An 18,821-nucleotide genomic window follows, 5' to 3' on the forward strand; every position below is an offset into this window, starting at 1 on the left:
CCGTCAGTGCGTCCGTCGGATGCGGTCCATGCCCGCCTGGATCGCCACCGCGGCGGCGCCGCGAGCCCAGCCGGCGAACCCGCCGTCGTCGAGGTGCACGGTGACGGGGGCGAGTCCTTCGGCGCGTCCGCGCGCGAGCGTGGCGCCGACGCGGTCGGGCGCGAGGTCGTAGACCGCGGCGGCTTCGCCGGCGAGCACGATGTCGGCGTGCAGGGACAGGTTCGCCGCCAGCGCGCACAGCGTGCCGAGGGCGTCTGCGGCGTCGTCCACGACCGCGCGGGCGACCGGGTCTGAGGCGGCGGCCCGCGCGAACACCTCGTCGAGGTCGACCGCGCGTCCCAGCGACCGGCTGACGCGTGTCACGAGCGCACCGGAGGTGAGCAGCGCGTCGGCGCATCCCCGGTGTCCGCGGGGACACGTGGGCCCGTCGATCCGCAGGGGGAGGTGCCCGACGGTTCCGGCTCCCGCATCGGGCGTGCGCACGGTGCGTCCCTCGACGACCAGGCCCATGCCCACGCCCGCGCCGATGGTGAGGACGACGAATCCCGGGATGCCGCGTCCCCGTCCGAACCATCGCTCGGCGTCGGTGAGGGCGACGACGTCGTTCTCGAGCGTGACGGGGATGCCGAGGCGCGCCTCGATCGCGGCGGAGACGGGTTCGTCGCGCCAGCCGAGGAAGGGCGCGTCGACCGCGACGCCCCGGTCGACGTGTCCTCCCAGGGTCACGCCGACGGCGCGCACCTCGTCGAAGCCGAGTCCGGCGACGGCGTCGGCGATCGCGGCGACGACGGCCGGAGCAGACGTGTCGTGGAGGGGGCGGTCGAGACAGGTCAGGATCTGCGCGCGGATGTCGGTCGCGACGAGGTACATGCGGTCGCCGGTCAGCTTGACGCCGATGAACACCCCGGCGGTGGGAGAGACGTCGAGCGGTCGGGAGGGGCGCCCGACCGTGCCCGGGGCGTCGTCGGCGCGCTCCACGACGAGGCCCGCGGCGAGCAGGGGGCGTGTCAGGCGGGTGAGGCTGGCGGGAGAGAGGTGCAGCCGGGCGGCGAGGGCGCGCCGAGAGAGGGGACCGTGCATGAGGATCTCGCGCGCGACGGCGGCTTCGCTCTCGCTCAGCATGACGTTCCTCCGTGGGGCGGGCGCTGAAATGTTCCGTGATAAAAATAATTCCATGTCGAACGCCCCCGCGACCGTCACCCCCGCCGGCGACGCCGTCCACCTGCGCAACGGCGGCACGAGCGTCGTCGTCGACCTCACCGCCGAGCCGTCGCCCGCGATCATCCACTGGGGCGCCGACCTCGGCGACCTCGACGCCGCCGCGCTGTCGTCCATGATCGTGGCCGCACGCCCCCAGCGCGTTTCGGGCGGCATCGATCGGACGCCGCGCCTGAGCATCGTCCCCACCGCAGCCGCAGGCTGGCCCGGCGCACCCGGATTCGAAGGGGGTCGCGACGGTGTCGTGCAGGGGACGGTGTTCGCCCTGGCATCCGTCGACTCCTCCGACGACGGCCTGACACTGCACCTGATCGACCCGCAGCGCGCGCTGCGCCTGCGGGCCGAGCTGAGGGTGGATGCCGCCGGCCTCTTCGCCCAGACCCTCACCGTCGTCAACGACGGCACCGACGACCTCGTCGTGCAGACGCTCCAGCCCACGTTCCCGCTGCCGTGGGACGCGACCGAGATCCTCGACACCACCGGTCGACACCTGCGCGAACGCTCGTCGCAGCGGCATGCCTTCACCTTCGGCACCCACCTGCGCGAGAGTCGTCGCGGACGCCCCGGCGCCGACGCGACGCTGCTGCTGGCCGCCGGGCGGCCCGGCTTCGGTTTCGAGGCCGGTCGGGTGCACGGCATCCATGTCGCCTGGAGCGGCAACCAGCGCATGTTCGCCGAACGCCTGCCGCTGGGTGAGGCGCTGCTGTCGGGCGGGGAGCTGGCGACGTGGGGCGAGATCTCGCTCGCGCCCGGCCACGAGGCGTCCTCGCCGACGGTCTACGGATCGTGGGGCGACGGTCTCGACCAGCTCGCGACGCGCTTCCACGACGCCTGGCGCGCGCGCCCGCACCACCCCCGGAGGCCCCGGCCCATCACGCTCAACACCTGGGAGGCGGTGTACTTCGATCATCGCCTGCCCACCCTGCTCGATCTCGCCGACGTCGCCGCCGAGATCGGCGTGGAGCGGTTCGTACTCGATGACGGATGGTTCCGCCACCGCCGCGACGACACCGCCGGGCTGGGGGACTGGTACGTCGACGAGGACGTCTGGCCCGACGGTCTGAGTCCGCTCGCCGACCGGGTCGTCGCCCTCGGGATGGAGTTCGGCCTGTGGTTCGAGCCCGAGATGGTCAACCCCGACAGCGACGTCGCCCGCGCGCACCCCGAGTGGATCCTGCGCGGTCGCGACGAGTTGCCGCCGTCGGCGCGTCAGCAGCAGGTCCTCAACCTCGCGCATCCCGACGCCTACGCGTACATCTTCGAACGATTGAGCCACGTGCTGCGGTCGTATCCGATCGCGTACGTGAAGTGGGACCACAACCGCGATCTCGTGGATGCCGCGACCGGACCCGGCGGCGGCTCGGCGGTGCACGCCCACACGCTCGCCGTCTACCGGTTGATCGATGAGCTCAAGACCGCCTTCCCGGGGCTCGAGATCGAGAGCTGCGCCTCGGGCGGGGCGCGCGTGGACCTCGGCATCCTGGACCGCACCGACCGCATCTGGACGAGTGACTGCCTCGATCCGGTCGAGCGTCTGGAGACCCAGCGCTACACGGCGCTCGTCGTGCCTCCCGAGATGATGGGCATGCACCTGACCACGCCCCACGTGCACTCGACGGGGCGGACCGTGTCGCTGGCGTTCAGCGGCGCGGCGGCCCTGTTCGGGCACTTCGGCATCGAATGGGACCTGACCGCACTGACCGACGCCGAACGGGCGACCGTGGGGGAGTGGGTCGCCCTGGCCAGACGGGTGCGTCCCCTGGTCGCCGCGGGGCGCCTGGTCAACGTCGACGTCGCCGATCCCGGCCTCGACGTGCGCGGCGTGGTCTCTGCGGACCGTGATCACGCGTTCTTCACGATCGCGCAGACCCAGACCCTCATCGCCTCACCGACCGGGCGCGTGCGCCTGGCCGGCCTGGATCCCGACCGGCTGTACCGCCTGCGCCTGGTCACCCCGGGCGGCCTCGTCCAGGAGCCCGCGCAATCGTCCCTCGCCTGGGCGCATCACGACACGGCGCTGACCGGTCGCCAGCTGGCCGAGGCCGGCATCCGTCCGCCCGTCCAGAACCCCCAGCAGGCCGTCGTGGTGGAGCTGACGGCGTCGGCCGGGTGACGACCTCCGTCCACGGACCGGAGCCGTCGCCGTCTCAGCCGGCGACCGCGAACAGGCCGGCGATGCCCACCGCGTACAGCACGAGGACGACGAAGGAATCCACGCCCATCCCGAGGATGCGCCGCCGCGGTCGGAAGATCAGCCCGACCACGTAGACCAGGGTCAGCAGGGCCGCCAGGGCGGTCAGGTAGATGTCGGCTCCGTTCGCACGCGGGAGGACCGCGGACCCCGAGATCACGGTCGCGAGCAGGAAGAGCACGGGCAAGAAGGCGTTGCCGCCGAAGATGTCGCTGATCGCCAGGTCGTCGTCGCCTTGACGGATCGCCTGGAGTCCCGTGGAGATCTCCGGGAGCGAGGTCGCCAGGGCGAGCACGGTCGCTCCGAAGAGCACTCCCGAGAGGCCGATCTGCGACGAGGCCGCCTCCCCGGCCCGTTCGAGGACGACACCGGCCACGAGCGTGGCGAGGGCGGCGATCGAGAAGACGATCGCGGCCTTCTTCGTACTCATCGTCTTCTCTCCGCCCCGCGTCTTCGAGCGCTTCGGCGTCGCATCGGGCGCCCGGCCGTCCTCGTGCCAGGGGAGGTGCTTCCCGGCGCGCTGCACCAGGACCAGACCGACGATCCACAGAGCGGCGATCAGCACGACGTCGGGGGTCAGGCGCAGCAGCTCGAGTCCATCCGGCAGCTGGTTCCCTGCGATCACCACGGCCAGCACCGCGACCACGGCCACGCCCTCGAGGACGAGGGAGAGCGATGCCGCCCGATAGGTGAGCGGTGCGACACCGCGCCCGCGTGTGCCGAAGGCGTCGAGGATGACGAGCACCACGGTCTGCAGGGCGATGCCGCCGAGGATGTTGCCGACGGCCACCTCGAGGTTGCCCGAGACGGCGGCCGACACGGTGATCGCGATCTCAGGGAGGTTCGTCGCCACGGCTAGCACGATGAGACCGCCCAGAGCGCTTCCGAGGTGCAGGCGCGCGTCCAGGACGTCGGTGGCCTTGGACAGCTGGATGCCGGCCACCCACACCACCGCGGCAGCGGCGACGAAGATGACGACGAGAAGGGCGAAGGGCAGCGATTGCACCGGACGATTCAAGTCCGGCGCCCCCCGGCATCCGACCCTCTTGCGAGACGGATGCCGGGGGGCTAGGCCGTCAGTCGACGGTGGGGCGCACGAGGCGCAGCACCCGCACCGCCACCGGGGGGACGAGGACGACGACGGCCACGATGAGGGCGGTCACCCCGATCGGTTCGCTCTGCGGTTCGCCGGTGAAGCGCTCCACGGCGAGCCAGCTGAGGCCCCACGCGAGGGCGAGCGCGGGCGCCACGCGCCAGCCGCTGCGCCACGCGATGCCGACGCCGATGAGGGCGACCACGATCAGGACGGCGATGCCGATGGCATCCGCGGCGTTCTCCCATTCGGCGGGGACGACGGTGGTGAGCCAGGCGGCGGTGTTGGCGACGGTGGCCAGCGTCACCCAGCCGAGGTGCAGTCCCGTCACGCCGTCGATGAGCACGGCGTCGACGATGCCGCCACGTGGCTCGCGGGTCACGACGGCGACGCGGAACGTCCAGGCGAGGGCGGCGAGAAGGAGCACGATCACGACGACCGTGAGCACGAGGGTGCCGAAACGCGCGGCGACGAGCCACAGCCCGTTGAGGGTCATCGTGAGGGCGATCAGCCAGCCGAGCGCCCGCTGGCGGGCGTTCGTGCGCTGGCCGGGCAGAGCCTGCCAGATCGCGTAGACGATGAGGCCGAGGTAGATGACCGACCAGATCGAGAAGGCGGGACCGGCGGGGGCGAGGTACGAGCCGCTCGTGCTGAGCGCTCCGCCCTGCTGGTCCTCCACCGCGGTGTTGCCGAAGGCGCCGGCGCCGATGACGGCCGCGATGAGCATGAACGACACCGCGGAGAGGACGACGATCTGGCGCGCAAGATCCGAGCCGCGCCACTGAGCTGTTGCGTTCATGGGTAGAACACTAGAAAAGCTAGGTAAATCGTGTCAGCGGGTTGACAGCGGTGCGGCGGGGCCGTTCGGCCGTGACGCGGGTTCGCTGCCGTCGTGCGGATGCCGGTGTCGACACGCGGGGGTGGGGGCGGCGCCGGGCGGCGTGTCGGGCCGGGATCCGCGGGACGGGGCTGCGGCCCGGCGGCGAGGTCGTTCGGCCGGTCGGCCGGCCGGGCGAGCGGGACCGGGCGGCTCAGGCCGGCTCAGGCGGCGGCGACGGCGCGCGCGGCGAACGCGCGCAACAGGCGCGTGGGCTGCTCGACCGAGGCGGTGCGCACGTGGGCGGACACCTCGTCGAACGCGTCGGCGTCGAAGTACCCGGCGTCGCGGTACACCCGCATGCGCGCCACGAAGGCGTCGGCGGTGGGCTCGGGGTGGAACTGGGTGGCCCACAGCCCGACTCCCGCGCGGTAGGCCTGCACGGGGCAGAGATCGTTCTCGGCGAGCAGCGTCGCGCCCGGGGGCACGCGCGCGGCCGCTTCCTTGTGCGCGGTGAGCGCCTCGAAGCGCGGGGCCAGCAGGCCGAACAGCTCGTCCGCGCGACCGTCGCGGGTCAACGAGATGGCGGCCGGACCCGTTGCCTCCGGATGCCGCAGGGTCACCTCGCCGCCCAGCAGTCGCGTCACCACCCCGATGCCGTAACAGGTGAACATCGCGGTCGTGCGTCCCTCCATCGCCGCCGCGGCGAGGCGCTCGAGGTCGCACTCGAGCCGACGCTGCTCGTCGGTCTTGTCGGGATCGGTGACGTTGAACGGGCTGCCGCCCACGACGACCGCGGCGAAGCGGTCCAGATCGGCGGGCAGCGGCTCGCGCACGAGATCGTGGTGCACGAGCTCGTCGGAACGCACCCCGAGGCCGTCACGGAAGGACTCCCACTCCGCCACAGCCGCATCGCGCTGCGGGCGGGCGCAGACGTAGAGCAGGGACGCGGTCACCCAGGGATTCTATGCGGGGTGAACTTCGCGGATGCCGAGGGTGAAACGCGCCGCAACGTCCGGGCGGGAGAGTCGGGCGGCATCCCGGGGCCCCTCGAGGTCGGACCCGGAGCGCGGGCAACGCGGGCGGCCGGCTTAAGACGGGCAATCCTCCGAGCGCGGCGCGACCCGTCGGGTCGCAGCGGGCGACGTCGGACCGTCCTCGGGGCGAGCGGATGCCGCCGACGCCTCAGCCGTCGCCGCCGATCAGCGGGAGGAGCGCGCGGTGCGACCGCGCACGATCCCCACGAAGCTCTCGACGTCGGGCGTCGTGTGCTCTCGTCGCCACGCCAGCGCGACCGTCGAGACCGGTCCGTCGCGCAGTACCCGGTACTCCACGTCACGGCGCTGGTGCGCACGAGCCAGCGACATCGGCACGACCACGATCCCCACACCCGCGGCCACGGTGGCGATCGCCTCGCCCGTGTCGACGGGTGCGCCGAAGGTCGGGGTCACGGCATCCGGAACCGTCAGACCCAGCACGTCGTCGAGCGGCGTGATGACGACCTGTCGCGCCAGATCGGCGAGATCCAGTTCGTCGGCCACGGTGAGATCCGCGTCGGTCGACATCACCACGACCGGCTGTTCGTCGTACAGGGGGATGATGTGCAGATCATCGGATGCCGCGATCGGCAGGCGCACCAGCGCGGCATCGACCGTCTCGAGCGCGTCCCGCTGCGTCGCCGCGGCGATCTCGCGCAGGTCGAGGGCGACCTGCGGCATCCGTTCGCGCCACAGGCCGATCCACTTGCCGGGCGTCGCTCCGGGGACGGCCCCGAGCACGAACGTGCGCGGCTCCTCGCGCGGCGGCCTCGGGGCGGGCGGCGGCTTCTTCTTCGCCGCGGGCGTCGAACCGCGCTTCGCCGCCGCGGGCCTCGACCCTACCGCCCGACGGGGGGTTCCGCCGCGTCCGCGTGACCCACTGCCGCTCGCCATACCCCCAGGCTAGCCGCGCGGCTAACGTGGTCGCATGACCGGCATCCTCGCACTCGTGTTCGCGAGCCTCGCGGCGCTGCTCCACGTCTACATCTTCGTGCTCGAGAGCATGAGATGGACCGCGCCCGCGACCCGGCGCGTGTTCGGCGTCGCCGACCTGCAGGCGGCCGAGATCACCAAGCCCCTGGCCTACAACCAGGGCTTCTACAACCTGTTCCTCGCGGTCGGTGCCGCCGTGGGCATCGGGCTGTGGATCGTCAACGGCATCGGCGATGTCGCGGGCCGGACGCTGCTGATCTTCTCGCTCGGCTCGATGCTCGCCGCCGCCCTGGTGCTCGTCACCTCGGGGCGGCGGAACCTGCGTCCCGCCACCATCCAGGGGACCTTCCCGCTGATCGGTCTGGTGCTGGCGATCCTCGCCTGAACCGCGCGGCCTGCGCACGCGGCCTGCGCACGCGGCCTGCGCACGCGGCCGGCGCACGCGGCCGGCGTCATCGGGTGGGCGGGGTGTCGGCGGGGCGGTTGCGGTTGGGCTGGTCGGCACCGCCTGCGCGGGTCGGGTCCGCGAGACGGATCCTGGGACGCGGGGCCGACTCGCGGCGGTCGGGTCGCGCGGATCCTCTGCGGCGGCGCTCCCAGGAACGAAAACCCGCACGCTCCGAAGATTCGTGCGGGTCGGGTGTGCCGGGATGCGGCGCTCAGGCGGCCAGACGCAGCCCTCGCCGATCCGTCGCGACGGCTTCGCCGTCGTTGATGATCTCGTCGTCGCCGATGAGCGAGCCCACGGCGATGCGCGCGTTGTGGCCGACCTGGGTGCGGACGCCGATGTGGGCGCCCGCGCCGATGACGGCGCCCGCGCAGATGTGCGCGTGCGGCTCGATGCGGGCCTCTGGACCGATGACCGCGTCGGATTCGATCCACGCGCCGCGTCCGACTCGGACACCGGCCGCGATCTGCACGCCGGGTTCGACGTACGCGCCGTTCTCGACGAGTGCCGACGGGTGGACCTTCGCGCCGTGCGCGACGAGTCCGCGACCATTGACGTGCTTGCGGTAACGCAGCGTCTCGCCGTGGTCGTTCTCGATGTCGATGTAGTTCTTTCCCACGATCCCCTCCGATCGGCCCTCGGGCTGGCCGACATGTATGACAACCGGTCGGGAATGCCGTCCATTCCCTCACCTGCTTGTTCGTCGCCCCTACCGAGATCGGTTTTTTCGACGTCGAGACATCGGCGGCGTACCCCGTCGGTTGCGTTGTCCCCCTGTTCTCGCACGCGAGACCGGGAGGAACGGGCGGGTTGACAGACGCGCTGCGGGGCCTCGCTTCTTCGCACCTCTCCGGCACCGGACGTGGCGGAAGAAGGGGGATGCCGGTCGGTGAGCGCGCCGCGATGTCAGGCGGGCTGACAGGTCGGGCACCAGAACACGTTGCGCTCGCTCGTGGCCGAGGCGCCCAGGCTGGTGGCGCGGATGGGGGTGCCGCACCGGCGACAGGGCGCGCCCTCGCGACGGTAGACCCAGAACCGGCGACCCGGGCGGTTGTCGCCGGTGAACGTCCGCTCGGGACGCGGGAGGTTCGCGCGGATCATCCGCTCGCCCAGCGCGATGGTCGCCTGCGCGTCGATCTCGGTGGCGGGACGCGTGGGGGCGATACCGCGGACGAAGAGCAGCTCGTTCGCGTAGACGTTGCCGAAACCGGCGACGTTGCGCTGGTCCAGCAGCGCCACGTGCGCCGCCCGCGTGTCCGCCGCGACCCGGCGCACCGCCTCGGCCTCGTCCCAGTCGTCGGCGAGCGGGTCCGGCCCGAGATGGCCGATGACCGTGTGCTCGTCGACGCGGCGCAGGACCTCGACCATCGCGAGGTCGAAGCCGACCGCCTCGGCCCCGGCGACCCCGACGATCGCACGGGCCTTGAACGCCGCGCGGCGCCACCGCTCGCCCGGGCGGTAGACGTCCCACCGGCCTTCCATCTTGAGGTGCGAGTGCAGCGTGTATCCGCCGATCCGGTGCAGCAGGTGCTTGCCGCGCGCCGCCACCTCGTGCACCGTCTCTCCGCGCAGATCGGCGGTGGCGCTCCCGGGCACGCGGATGTCGAAACGGGTGACCACTCTGCCGGCCAGGGCGGCGTGCAGCTTGGCGGCCGCGCGGTAGACGGTGTCGCCCTCAGGCATCTCTCACCCGCGTCGGTTCGGGGGCGGTCGCGTCACGCACGGGCGGCCTCGCGCAGCGTGTCGCCCGCGGTGAGCTTTCGCAGGGTCAGCCCTTTCGGGGACTCGACGAACCCCGCCTCCCGGAGCGCGCGCCCCACGGCCGTGCCGTACACGAACTCCCCGTTGACCTGCTCGACCGTGAGCGTGTCCAAATGCCGTTTGCGGGCCGTCTCGGTCAGATGGCGCGCCGCGGCCTGAAGGACGACGTCCTCGTCGGTGAAGGCGAGGGCGCTCCGTCCGCCGCGCTCGAGATAGAGGGTCAGCTCGCCGTCCACGAGGACGACCACGCCGCCGGCCTTGCGTCCCGGACGGTGGGAGACGCCCTCGATCGCGGGCCAGCCGAGGGCGGCGCCGTAGGGATTGGCCGGATCGGTCGCGGCGAGGGTCACGGTCCGAAGCGGCGGCGGGTCGGCGACGGCGGCGAACTCGCGCAGGCGGTCGACCGTGGCCGATGCGGCGAACTGCGCCGCGCCCAACTTCTCGATCACATAACCGCGTCGACAATGCCCCGCCTCTTCGAAGCCGGCGAGGATGCGGTAGACCTGCGCGAAACCTCCGGGGACGCCCTCGGACTGCACGGCCCCGCGCGTGACCACGCCATAGCGGTCGAGAAGCAGGCTCGCGCTCGCGGTGGCCCGCGCCGCGGGGTCGGACTCGCGCTCCGGGAGCAGCGACCATCGTCCGCCCAGCGAGGGGGGCCGCGGAGCCGACGTGGCGCGCGGCATCGCCGCCCCGCGGTACATGCGCGCCCGCGGCGCTCGTCGGGCCACCCGGTGCGACTGCCCGCCGCCGCCGAGGAGCGTGCGCACCGGGGCGAAGGTGTCGTTGGTCACCCGCCCGGCCCAGGTGAGCGCCCACAGGGCGTCGTTGACCGACTGCTCGTTCTCAGCGCCGGCGAGCTGTTTCAGCTGGGCGGCGAAGTACGCGCCCCCACCCTCGAGAGCGGTGAGGATCCGCGCCTCGAGCGAGTCCGGCGCGGGATCGTCGGCGTCCTGCGGGTCTTGCAGGGTGAAGGGCGCGGCCTCCGCGGGGTGCAGCGCGATCCATCCGTCGCGGCCGGGAAGCGTGCCGTGGCCCGACCAGACGACCTCCCCCGTCGCGGTGAGTTCGTCGAGCAGCGCGGGGGAGTAGTCCGCCACGCGCGAAGGGAGCACCAGGGATTCCCAGGCGCTCGCGGGGATCGGCACGCCCGCCAGCTGCTCGATCACGGCCAGCACCCCGTCGATGCCCTCGAGGGGCCGGCCGAGGTGCTGCCAGACCGGCAGGAACCGCGCGTACGCGGCCGGAGGGACGGGCTCGACGCTGCCGCGGATGGCGGCAAGCGAGCGCATCCGCAGCCGCCGCAGCACCTCGACGTCGCACCACTCGGTGTCCTCGCCGGGCCCGGACCCGCCGGTCCCCGCGTCCGTCGAGGCGGCGGGCAGGAAGAAGCCGCTCGCCAACCGCCCCTGGGACTCGAGTCGTTGCAGGGTGAGCCGCGCCACGGCGATCCCCACGCCCAGGCGTTGGGCCACGGCATCCGTCGTGAACGGGGCGTGCGTGCGCGCGTAGCGGGCGACGAGGTCGCCGAGGGGGTCGGCGAGCGGCTCGAGGAAGGCGTTCGGGATCCCCACCGGCAGCGCCGCGCCCAGAGCGTCGCGCAGCCGCCCGGCGTCTTCGATGCCCGCGGTGCGCGCGACTCCGGCGATGGTGACGCGGATCGCCCGCCGTTCGTCGACGAGGGTCGCGAGATGCCGCTCGGCCTCGGCGACGGCGTCGCCCTCGGTGTCGAGTCGCGCGGCCACCTCGGCGGCGTCCAGCGGCCCCAGGATGCGCAGCAGGTCGGCCACGCCCTCGACGCCGCGGGCACGCCGATCCGGGTCGAGGCGCTGGGCCTCGCGCTCGAACTGCGCGATGACATCGGGGTCGAGCAGCTCCCGCATCTCGACCTTGCCCAGCAGCTCGCTCAGCAGCGCGGGATCGACCGACAGCGCCGCCGCGCGCCTCTCGGCGAGGGGGGAATCTCCCTCGTACATGAAGGCGCCGACGTAGCCGAAGAGCAGGTCGCGGGCGTAGGGCGAGGGTTGCGAGGTCGTGATCTCGACGAGGCGGATGCGGCGCTCGCCGATCTGGCGGGTCACGCGCAGCAGCGCGGGCAGGTCGTAGACGTCCTGCAGCACCTCGCGGAGCGTCTCGAGGATGATCGGGAACGCCGGATGCCGCTTCGCGACCTCGAGCAGTTGGGCGGAGCGCTGGCGCTGCTGCCAGAGCGGCGACCGTCGGTTGGGGTTGAGACGCGGCAGCAGCAGCGCACGGGCCGCGCACTCGCGGAAGCGGGAGGCGAACAGGGCGGATCCACCGACCTCGTCGGTGACGATCTGCTCGAGCTCGTCGGGCTCGAACACGAACAGGTCGGCGCCGGGCGGCTCGGCGGCGGCGTCGGGCACGCGGGCGATGATGCCGTCGTCACTGGCGACGGCGGCGCCCTCGACCCCGAGCCGCTCGCGGATGCGCGCGTTGACGGCGAGCGCCCAGGGGGAGTGCACCTGCATGCCGTACGGCGAGTGCAGGATGATGCGCCAGTCCCCGACCTCGTCGCGGCTGCGCTCGACCGTCAGCGTCTTGTCGGTCGGCAGGGTGCCGGTGGCCTCGCGCTGCTCGGCGAGATAGGCGAGCAGGTTCGTGATGGCGTTGTCGTCGAGCCCCGACTCGCGCAGCCGCTCCTCGGCCTTCGACCGGTCGGCGCCGGCCAGATCGCGCGAGAACTTGCCGAGGGCTTCGCCGAGTTCGGCGGGGCGGCCGATGCCGTCGCCGTGCCAGAAGGGCAGCTTCCCCGGTTGCCCGAACGCCGGGACGACGTTGACCCGGTCGTGGGTGATCTCGACGATGCGCCAACTGGTCGTGCCGAGCGTGAACACGTCGTTGACGCGCGACTCGTAGACCATCTCTTCGTCGAGCTCGCCGACGCGCGCGTTCTGCGACTCGCCCGCCACGAAGACGCCGAACAGCCCGCGGTCGGGGATCGTCCCGCCGCTGGTGACCGCGACGCGCTGCGCGCCGGGACGACCGGTCAGCGTGCCCGCGTCGCGATCCCACACCAGGCGCGGACGCAGTTCGGCGAACTCGTCGGACGGGTAGCGTCCCGCCAGCAGGTCGAGGGTCGCCTCGTACGCCGACCGCGGCAGGGAGCGGAACGGCGCGCTGCGCTTGACGGTCTCGAACCACTCCTCGACGTCGATCGCGCCGAGGGCCGACGCCGCCACCGTCTGCTGCGCGAGGATGTCGAGCGGGTTCTGCGGCACGGAGATCGCCTCGATGCGGCCGGCGAGCATGCGTTCGGTGACGACCGCGGTGTGCAGCACGTCGCTGCGGTGCTTGGGGAACAGCGCCGCGCGGCTGACCTCGCCGACCTGGTGCCCGGCGCGCCCGACGCGTTGCAGGCCCGAGGCCGCGCTGGGCGGGGACTCGACCTGGATGACGAGGTCGACCGCACCCATGTCGATACCGAGCTCGAGGCTGCTCGTGGCCACCACGCACCGCAGCAGACCGGACTTGAGTTCGTCCTCGACCTGGGCCCGCTGCTCTTTCGACACCGACCCGTGGTGCGCCTTCGCCAGGATCGCGGCCACCCCTGACGAGGACCCGGCCTGCGCCATCTGCGCGGCCGGGACGGTCGGCTCGGGGACGTCGATGCCCTGCCGCTCGGCGTAGATCTCGTTCAGGCGCCCGGTGAGACGCTCCGCCAATCGCCTCGAGTTGGCGAACACGATCGTGGAGCGACGCTGCAGGATCCGGTCGACGATCGCCTCTTCGACGTGCGGCCACACGGAACCGGCCATCTCGGTGTTCTCGGGGCGCTCCGAGAACCACTCGCCGTCGACGGCCTCGTCGGGCGCGGGCGAGCCGGGCGGCGGGGGTGGGTTGAGCATGTCGTCCACCGGGACGACGACCGACAGATCGAAGGCCTTCGTGGCCCGGGGTGCGACGATGTCGACGGGCTGGGATCCGCCCAGGAATCGCGCCACCTCGTCGATGGGGCGCACGGTGGCCGACAAGCCGATGCGCTGGGCGGGATGATCGAGCAGCGCATCGAGGCGCTCGAGACTGACCGCCAGGTGGGCGCCGCGCTTGGTGGCGGCCACGGCATGCACCTCGTCGATGATCACCGTGTGGACGCCGCGCAGGGTCTCGGCCGCCTGACTGGTGAGCATGAGGTACAGCGACTCGGGCGTCGTGATGAGGATGTCGGGCGGAGCGGTGACGAGCTTGCGACGATCGCTCGAGCTCGTGTCTCCCGAACGGACCCCCACCGTGACGTTCGGGACGTCGATGCCCAGTCGCCGGGCCGACTGCCCGATCCCCACGAGCGGGGAGCGCAGGTTGCGCTCGACGTCGACGCCGAGGGCCTTCAGCGGCGAGATGTAGAGGATGCGCGTGTTCGGCGTGGCGGGCTGAGCAGGGGCGGCCCGCCGGCCTCGCGGCCGGGGCGCGGCATCCGCGACCTCGGGGCCCTTCTCGCGGAACACGCGGTCGATGGCGAACAGGAACGCCGAGAGCGTCTTACCCGAACCGGTGGGCGCGACGACGAGGGCGTTCCGGCCCGACGAGACGGACTCCCACGCACCCTTCTGCGCGTTGGTGGGCGCGGAGAACGCGCCGCGGAACCAGTCCTGCGTCGCAGGACCGAACTTCTCCAACACGTCGGCCATGCCGACATCCTCTCCCGGACCTCCGACATCGGGGCTCGGGTTGACGTCCACCCCGCGCGATCAGCCCGTCGGCGCGTCGAGGTCCTCGAGGCGCGCGTCGAGGAACGCGCGCACGTCGTCGAGCTCGTCCTGCGAGATCGAGTGGGTCAGCCCGGGGTACACGCGCCCACTCAGCTCGCTGTGGGCGGGCAGCCACTGCGCCGTCATGTCGACGAGGGCGGTGGGGATGACGTCGTCCGCGGCGCCGCGGCCCCAGAACACGGGTGGGCGCTCGGCGGCCAGCACGGCGTCTCCGGGCAGCTCCCCGCCGGCGGCGTAGCCGGCCAGGACCACGGTGAACGCCACGGCCTCGGGGGCGACCCGCAAGGTCTGCAGCGCGACCGCGCCGCCCTGCGAGAAGCCCAGCAGTCCCACCGGCGCGGGGCCCACGGCATCCTGAACCCAGGACAGCACCGCGCGGGCGGCGGCCGTGACGGCGTCGGGGTCGCGCCCGTCGAGGCCCTCGATGGGGTACCACGAGGCTCCGGGCATCGGCCACGGCGGGGCCAGAGGGGCGCGCAGGCTCGCGATCGCGAAGCGCTCGGGCAGGTACGGCGCCAGGCCGAACAGGTCGTGCTCGTCGGAACCGTAGCCGTGCAGCAGCAGGAGAACCGGGCGGTCCCCGCGCTCGCCCGGCGGCACCGACCAACGCACGACGGACGGGTCGAGGGACGGCTGCGTGCTCATCCCGCCATTGTCGCAAAGGCCGCCGGCATCGGCGCCGGCGGGCCTGTCGCGTCGCGCGCGCGTCCCCGCCGCGCGCATCGAGGCGCGCCCGGCGCGCGGCATCCGGGGCAGACGTTGATATACAGGGAACATGCCCGTGCGCACACCCGACCCCGATCCCGGCGACAACGGCGACGAGCGCGAGTCGCTCTCGGCCTCGTTCCCGGGCGCGCAGCCCGGCCCCAACGCGAACCCGGGCTGGCTGAGCGAAGTCGAGCTGGCCGAGGCGCGGCGCCGGCTCCCCATGCTCTACGTCGAGGCGCTGCCGGTGCGGACGGACGGCATGGGCGCGGTCACCCAGGTCGGCATCCTGCTGCGGGCGACACCCCTCGGAGAGATGACGCGCACCCTCGTCTCGGGGCGCGTGCGCTACGGCGAGACCGTGCGCGACGCGCTCTTCCGCCACCTCGAGAACGATCTCGGGCCGATGGCGTTCCCGCTCCTGCCCCCGCAGCCGACGCCGTTCACGGTGGCCGAGTACTTCCCGCTCCCGGGGGTCAGCGCGTTCCACGACGACCGTCAGCACGCGGTGTCGCTCGCCTACGTCGTGCCGGTCACCGGCACGTGCGAGCCGCGCCAGGACGCCTTGGAGGTCACGTGGCTGTCGCCCGAAGAGGCGGCATCCGATGCCCTCTCCGACGAGATGGAGGGCGGCCGCGGCACGCTCATCCGTCTCGCGCTGGCCTCGGTCGGGGCTCTGCGCTGACGCATCCTCCCCACCCGCTCCGCGGGCGCGGCCCCCGGGTGGGGGCGTTGCCCGTGTCGGTGGCCCTGCCTAGGGTCGGAGGATGCCGGATTTCCCCCTGGAACCCCTGACCCTGCCCCGCGACCTCGACGGGTGGCGGGCGTTCGCCGATGAACGGCCCCGCCGGCTGCTCGACCGCGTCGCCGCGATCGACCTTCGCCTCATCGCCGAGACGGAGCTGTCGCTCCGCGAGCGGCTCGCGCTGTGGAATGCGGCCGATGTCGCGCTCGCCGAGGCCGCGGCCCCCTCGCACCTGCTCAGCGAATCCCACCCCGACGCCGGCGTGCGCGACGTGGCCGAGAAGCAGGCCCAGCTCGTCGACGCCGTGCAGTCCCGCCGTCTCCTCGACACGACGCTGTGGGCCGTCTTCTCCGACGCCGACGACAGCGGGCTGGACCCCGACGAACAGCGCTTCCTCGCCCAGGTGCGCCGCGACTTCCGCCGCGGCGGCGTCGACCTCTCCGAGGCCGACCGCGAGCGCGTGCGCGAGCTCGCCGACCGCGACACCGCCCTGTCTCTGACGTTCTCGCGCAACATCCGCGAGGGCCGGCGCGAGATCCGCGTCCCGGCGTCGTCGCTCGAGGGTCTGCCCGCCGACTTCCTCGACGAGCATCCCGCCGACTCCGACGGCCTCGTCACCCTGACCACCGAGTACACCGACCTCATGCCGGTGCGCGAGTATGCGCGTGACCGCGCCGTCCGGCACGCCCTCGTCGGCGCGTACAACGACCTGGCGTGGCCCGACAACGAGTCCGTCCTCGCCGAGCTCCTCGCCGTCCGCGCCGAGCGCGCCGCGCTGCTCGGATACGGCGATTGGGCCGACTACGAGACCGAGACCCGAATGATCGGATCCAGCGCCGCGGTCGCCTCGTTCCTCGACGAGGTCGCGGCGGCGGCGGCCCCGGCGGCGGCGGCCGAGTACGACCGCGTTCTCGCCCGCCTGCAGCGCGACGACCCGGGCGCCGAGGCCGTGACCATCGCCGACTTCTGGTACGTCCTGGGCGCCCTCAAGCGCGAAGAGTACGACGTCGACGCGCAGCTGGTGCGCTCGTACTTCCGCTTCGATCGCGTCCTGGACGGTGTGCTCGCCACCACCGGGCGTCTGCTCGACGTGTCGTACCTCCCCGTCGAGGCGCCGTCCTGGCACGACGACGTGCGCACCTACGACGTCGTCCGCGACGGCGAGCGCCTCGGCCGCATCCATCTCGATCTGCACCCGCGCGACGGCAAGTACAACCACGCGGCGTGCTTCGGGCTGGCCCCCGGCATCGAGGGTCGCGCTCTCCCCGAGTCCGTGCTGCTGTGCAACTTCTCGCGCGGCCTGCTCGAGCATGACGAGGTCGTGACGTTCTTCCACGAGTTCGGGCACCTCGTCCACGACATCCTCGGCGGGCACCAGAAGTGGGCCCGCTGGACGGGGGTGGCCACCGAGTGGGACTTCGTCGAGGCCCCCAGCCAGCTGCTCGAGGAGTGGGCATGGGATGCCGGGGCCCTGGCATCCTTCGCCCGCAACGACGCCGGAGAACCCATCCCGGCCGACCTGGTCGCGCGCATGCGCACCGCCGACGCCTTCGGCCGCGGACTCGAGGTCACGCGTCAGCTCGGGCACGCGACCACCTCGTACCGCCTGCACGTGGACCGCCCGGCCGATCTGCCCACGGCCGTGGACGGCTACTACCGCGCGGCGAGCCCGGTCACCCCGCTCGACGGGTCGCACTCGTACGCCGGGTTCGGCCACCTGACGGGGTACGGCGCCTGCTACTACACGTATCAGTGGAGTCTCGTCATCGCGCGCGACCTGCTCTCGGCCTTCGGCGACGATCTGTTCGACGGCGACACGGCGACCCGCTACCGCCGCGAGATCCTCGAGCCGGGCGGCACGCGTGACGCGCGCGACCTGGTGCGGGCGTTCCTCGGTCGCGAGAGCACGTTCGACGCCTACCGCGGCTGGCTCGCGGGCGAGTGACGCGGCGAGGGCCGCGGCATCCGTCCTCGGGATACCGCGGCCCTCACCGCGCGCCGCACCGCCTCGCGACGATGGGTGCGGCGTTCAGACGGTCGTCTCGCGGGCGATCGCGGCGACGAAGGCGTCGATGTCGGACGACGTGGTGTCGAACGAGCACATCCAGCGCACCTCACGGCGCATCTCGTCCCAGTCGTAGAACCGGAAGCTCCGACGCAGACGGTCGGCGACGCCCGCGGGAAGGGTCGCGAAGACCCCATTGGCCTGCGTGGGCTGCGTGAACTCCACCCCCCGGATGGTCCCCGCGGCGAGCCCCGCCTCGACGCCCGCGCGCAGGCGCTGCGCCATGGCGTTGGAGTGACGGGCGTTCTTCAGCCACAGGTCGTCCTCGAGCAGGGCGACCAGCTGGGCCGAGACGAAGCGCATCTTGCTCGACAGCTGCATATCGAGCTTGCGCAGGTAGGTCAGACCGGTCGAGGCCTCGGGATCCAGCACGACGATGGCCTCGCCGATCATCGCGCCGTTCTTGGTCCCGCCGAAGCTGAGCACGTCGACGCCGGCGTCGCGCGTGAACGTGCGCAGCGGCACGTCGAGGGCGGCGGCGGCGTTCGCGATGCGTGCACCGTCCATGTGCAGGCGCATGCCGTGACCGTGGGCGTGCGCGGAGAGCTCGCGGATCTCGTCCACCGTGTAGAGCGTGCCCAGCTCGGTGGATTGGGTGATCGAGACCACCAGCGGTTGCGCGCGGTGCTCGTCGCCCCACCCCCACGCCTCGCGGTCGACAAGCTCGGGTGTGAGCTTGCCGTCGTCGGTGGGCACGGTCAACAGCTTGATGCCGCCTACGCGTTCGGGGGCTCCGCCCTCGTCGACGTTGATGTGCGCGGTGGATGCCGAGATCACGGCGCCCCAGCGGGGGAGCATCGACTGCAGCCCGACGACGTTGGCGCCGGTGCCGTTGAAGACCGGGTAGGCCTCGACGCCCTCGCCGAGCAGCGAGACGAAGAGCTCCTGCAGCCGGGCGGTGTAGACGTCTTCGCCGTACGCGACCTGGTGGCCTTCGTTGGCGGCGGCGATCGCGGCGAGGACGTCGGGGTGGATGCCGGAGTAGTTGTCGGAGGCGAAACCGCGCACCGAGGAGTCATGGAGGGAGGTCACCCGTCCAGCGTAACGACCGGCGGGGGCACGGCTCCTCCCCACCCGC

General features: G+C 72.6%; 14 protein-coding genes. 4 read left to right on the forward strand and 10 right to left on the reverse strand.

The annotated features are described in order from the left end of the window. Positions 1-3: 3 nt before the first annotated feature. Positions 4-1,122 carry an ROK family protein gene (locus ACIPVB_RS04370; RefSeq protein WP_400367306.1) on the reverse strand — a complete coding sequence of 373 codons (1,119 nt, stop codon included), beginning with the start codon at positions 1,120-1,122 and terminating at the stop codon, positions 4-6. 52 nt (positions 1,123-1,174) lie between these two features. On the opposite strand from ACIPVB_RS04370, the gene ACIPVB_RS04375 reads away from it, so the two are divergent. Continuing rightward, a complete protein-coding gene (locus tag ACIPVB_RS04375; protein ID WP_400367308.1) occupies positions 1,175-3,331 on the forward strand; it encodes an alpha-galactosidase in 2,157 nt (718 codons plus the stop codon). A 34-nt stretch (positions 3,332-3,365) separates the two neighbouring features. Here the strand turns inward: ACIPVB_RS04375 and ACIPVB_RS04380 are convergent, their stop codons facing one another. The 4 genes from ACIPVB_RS04380 to ACIPVB_RS04395 all read right to left on the reverse strand — a co-directional run bounded on the left by ACIPVB_RS04380 (position 3,366) and on the right by ACIPVB_RS04395 (position 7,097). After that, complete coding sequence (locus tag ACIPVB_RS04380; RefSeq protein WP_400367310.1) at positions 3,366-4,415, reverse strand: sodium:calcium antiporter; 1,050 nt, start codon at positions 4,413-4,415, stop codon at positions 3,366-3,368. Positions 4,416-4,485: 70 nt separating this feature from the next. Then, positions 4,486-5,301: a tryptophan-rich sensory protein gene (locus ACIPVB_RS04385; RefSeq protein WP_400367312.1), complete on the reverse strand. Its 816-nt coding sequence runs from the start codon at positions 5,299-5,301 to the stop codon at positions 4,486-4,488. Positions 5,302-5,543: 242 nt separating this feature from the next. After that, on the reverse strand, positions 5,544-6,275 hold the full coding sequence (locus ACIPVB_RS04390; protein ID WP_400367313.1) for a GMP synthase: 732 nt from the start codon (positions 6,273-6,275) through the stop codon (positions 5,544-5,546). A 246-nt stretch (positions 6,276-6,521) separates the two neighbouring features. After that, complete coding sequence (locus tag ACIPVB_RS04395; RefSeq protein WP_400367315.1) at positions 6,522-7,097, reverse strand: LysR substrate-binding domain-containing protein; 576 nt, start codon at positions 7,095-7,097, stop codon at positions 6,522-6,524. Between the two features lie 187 nt (positions 7,098-7,284). Between ACIPVB_RS04395 and ACIPVB_RS04400 the strand changes: the two genes are divergently transcribed. Next, entirely contained in the window at positions 7,285-7,674 is a 390-nt protein-coding gene (locus ACIPVB_RS04400) for a DUF1304 domain-containing protein (protein ID WP_400367317.1), read from the forward strand. Between the two features lie 274 nt (positions 7,675-7,948). On the opposite strand, the gene ACIPVB_RS04405 is transcribed toward ACIPVB_RS04400, so the two are convergent. From ACIPVB_RS04405 to ACIPVB_RS04420, 4 genes are all read right to left on the reverse strand, one after another. Further along, positions 7,949-8,356, reverse strand: coding sequence for a transferase (locus tag ACIPVB_RS04405; RefSeq protein ID WP_076673580.1), 408 nt, complete (start codon positions 8,354-8,356; stop codon positions 7,949-7,951). 287 nt (positions 8,357-8,643) lie between these two features. Then, positions 8,644-9,420: a DNA-formamidopyrimidine glycosylase family protein gene (locus ACIPVB_RS04410; protein ID WP_400367319.1), complete on the reverse strand. Its 777-nt coding sequence runs from the start codon at positions 9,418-9,420 to the stop codon at positions 8,644-8,646. A 32-nt stretch (positions 9,421-9,452) separates the two neighbouring features. Beyond that, a complete protein-coding gene (locus ACIPVB_RS04415) occupies positions 9,453-14,147 on the reverse strand; it encodes an ATP-dependent helicase (protein ID WP_400367320.1) in 4,695 nt (1,564 codons plus the stop codon). Between the two features lie 60 nt (positions 14,148-14,207). Continuing rightward, entirely contained in the window at positions 14,208-14,873 is a 666-nt protein-coding gene (locus ACIPVB_RS04420; protein WP_400367322.1) for an alpha/beta hydrolase, read from the reverse strand. Positions 14,874-15,003: 130 nt separating this feature from the next. Here ACIPVB_RS04420 and ACIPVB_RS04425 point away from each other — a divergent pair, with 130 nt between their 5' ends. Both ACIPVB_RS04425 and ACIPVB_RS04430 read left to right on the forward strand, forming a co-directional pair. After that, positions 15,004-15,618: an NUDIX hydrolase family protein gene (locus tag ACIPVB_RS04425; protein ID WP_400367324.1), complete on the forward strand. Its 615-nt coding sequence runs from the start codon at positions 15,004-15,006 to the stop codon at positions 15,616-15,618. Between the two features lie 82 nt (positions 15,619-15,700). Beyond that, the gene (locus ACIPVB_RS04430) at positions 15,701-17,623 is read left to right on the forward strand and encodes a M3 family metallopeptidase (protein WP_400367326.1); all 1,923 of its coding nucleotides are present in this window, start codon (positions 15,701-15,703) and stop codon (positions 17,621-17,623) included. 84 nt (positions 17,624-17,707) lie between these two features. Here the strand turns inward: ACIPVB_RS04430 and ACIPVB_RS04435 are convergent, their stop codons facing one another. Further along, positions 17,708-18,775 carry a threonine aldolase family protein gene (locus tag ACIPVB_RS04435; RefSeq protein WP_400367328.1) on the reverse strand — a complete coding sequence of 356 codons (1,068 nt, stop codon included), beginning with the start codon at positions 18,773-18,775 and terminating at the stop codon, positions 17,708-17,710. Positions 18,776-18,821 lie beyond the last annotated feature (46 nt).

The organism is Microbacterium sp. NPDC090007 (assembly GCF_044748345.1).
Lineage (GTDB): Bacteria > Actinomycetota > Actinomycetes > Actinomycetales > Microbacteriaceae > Microbacterium.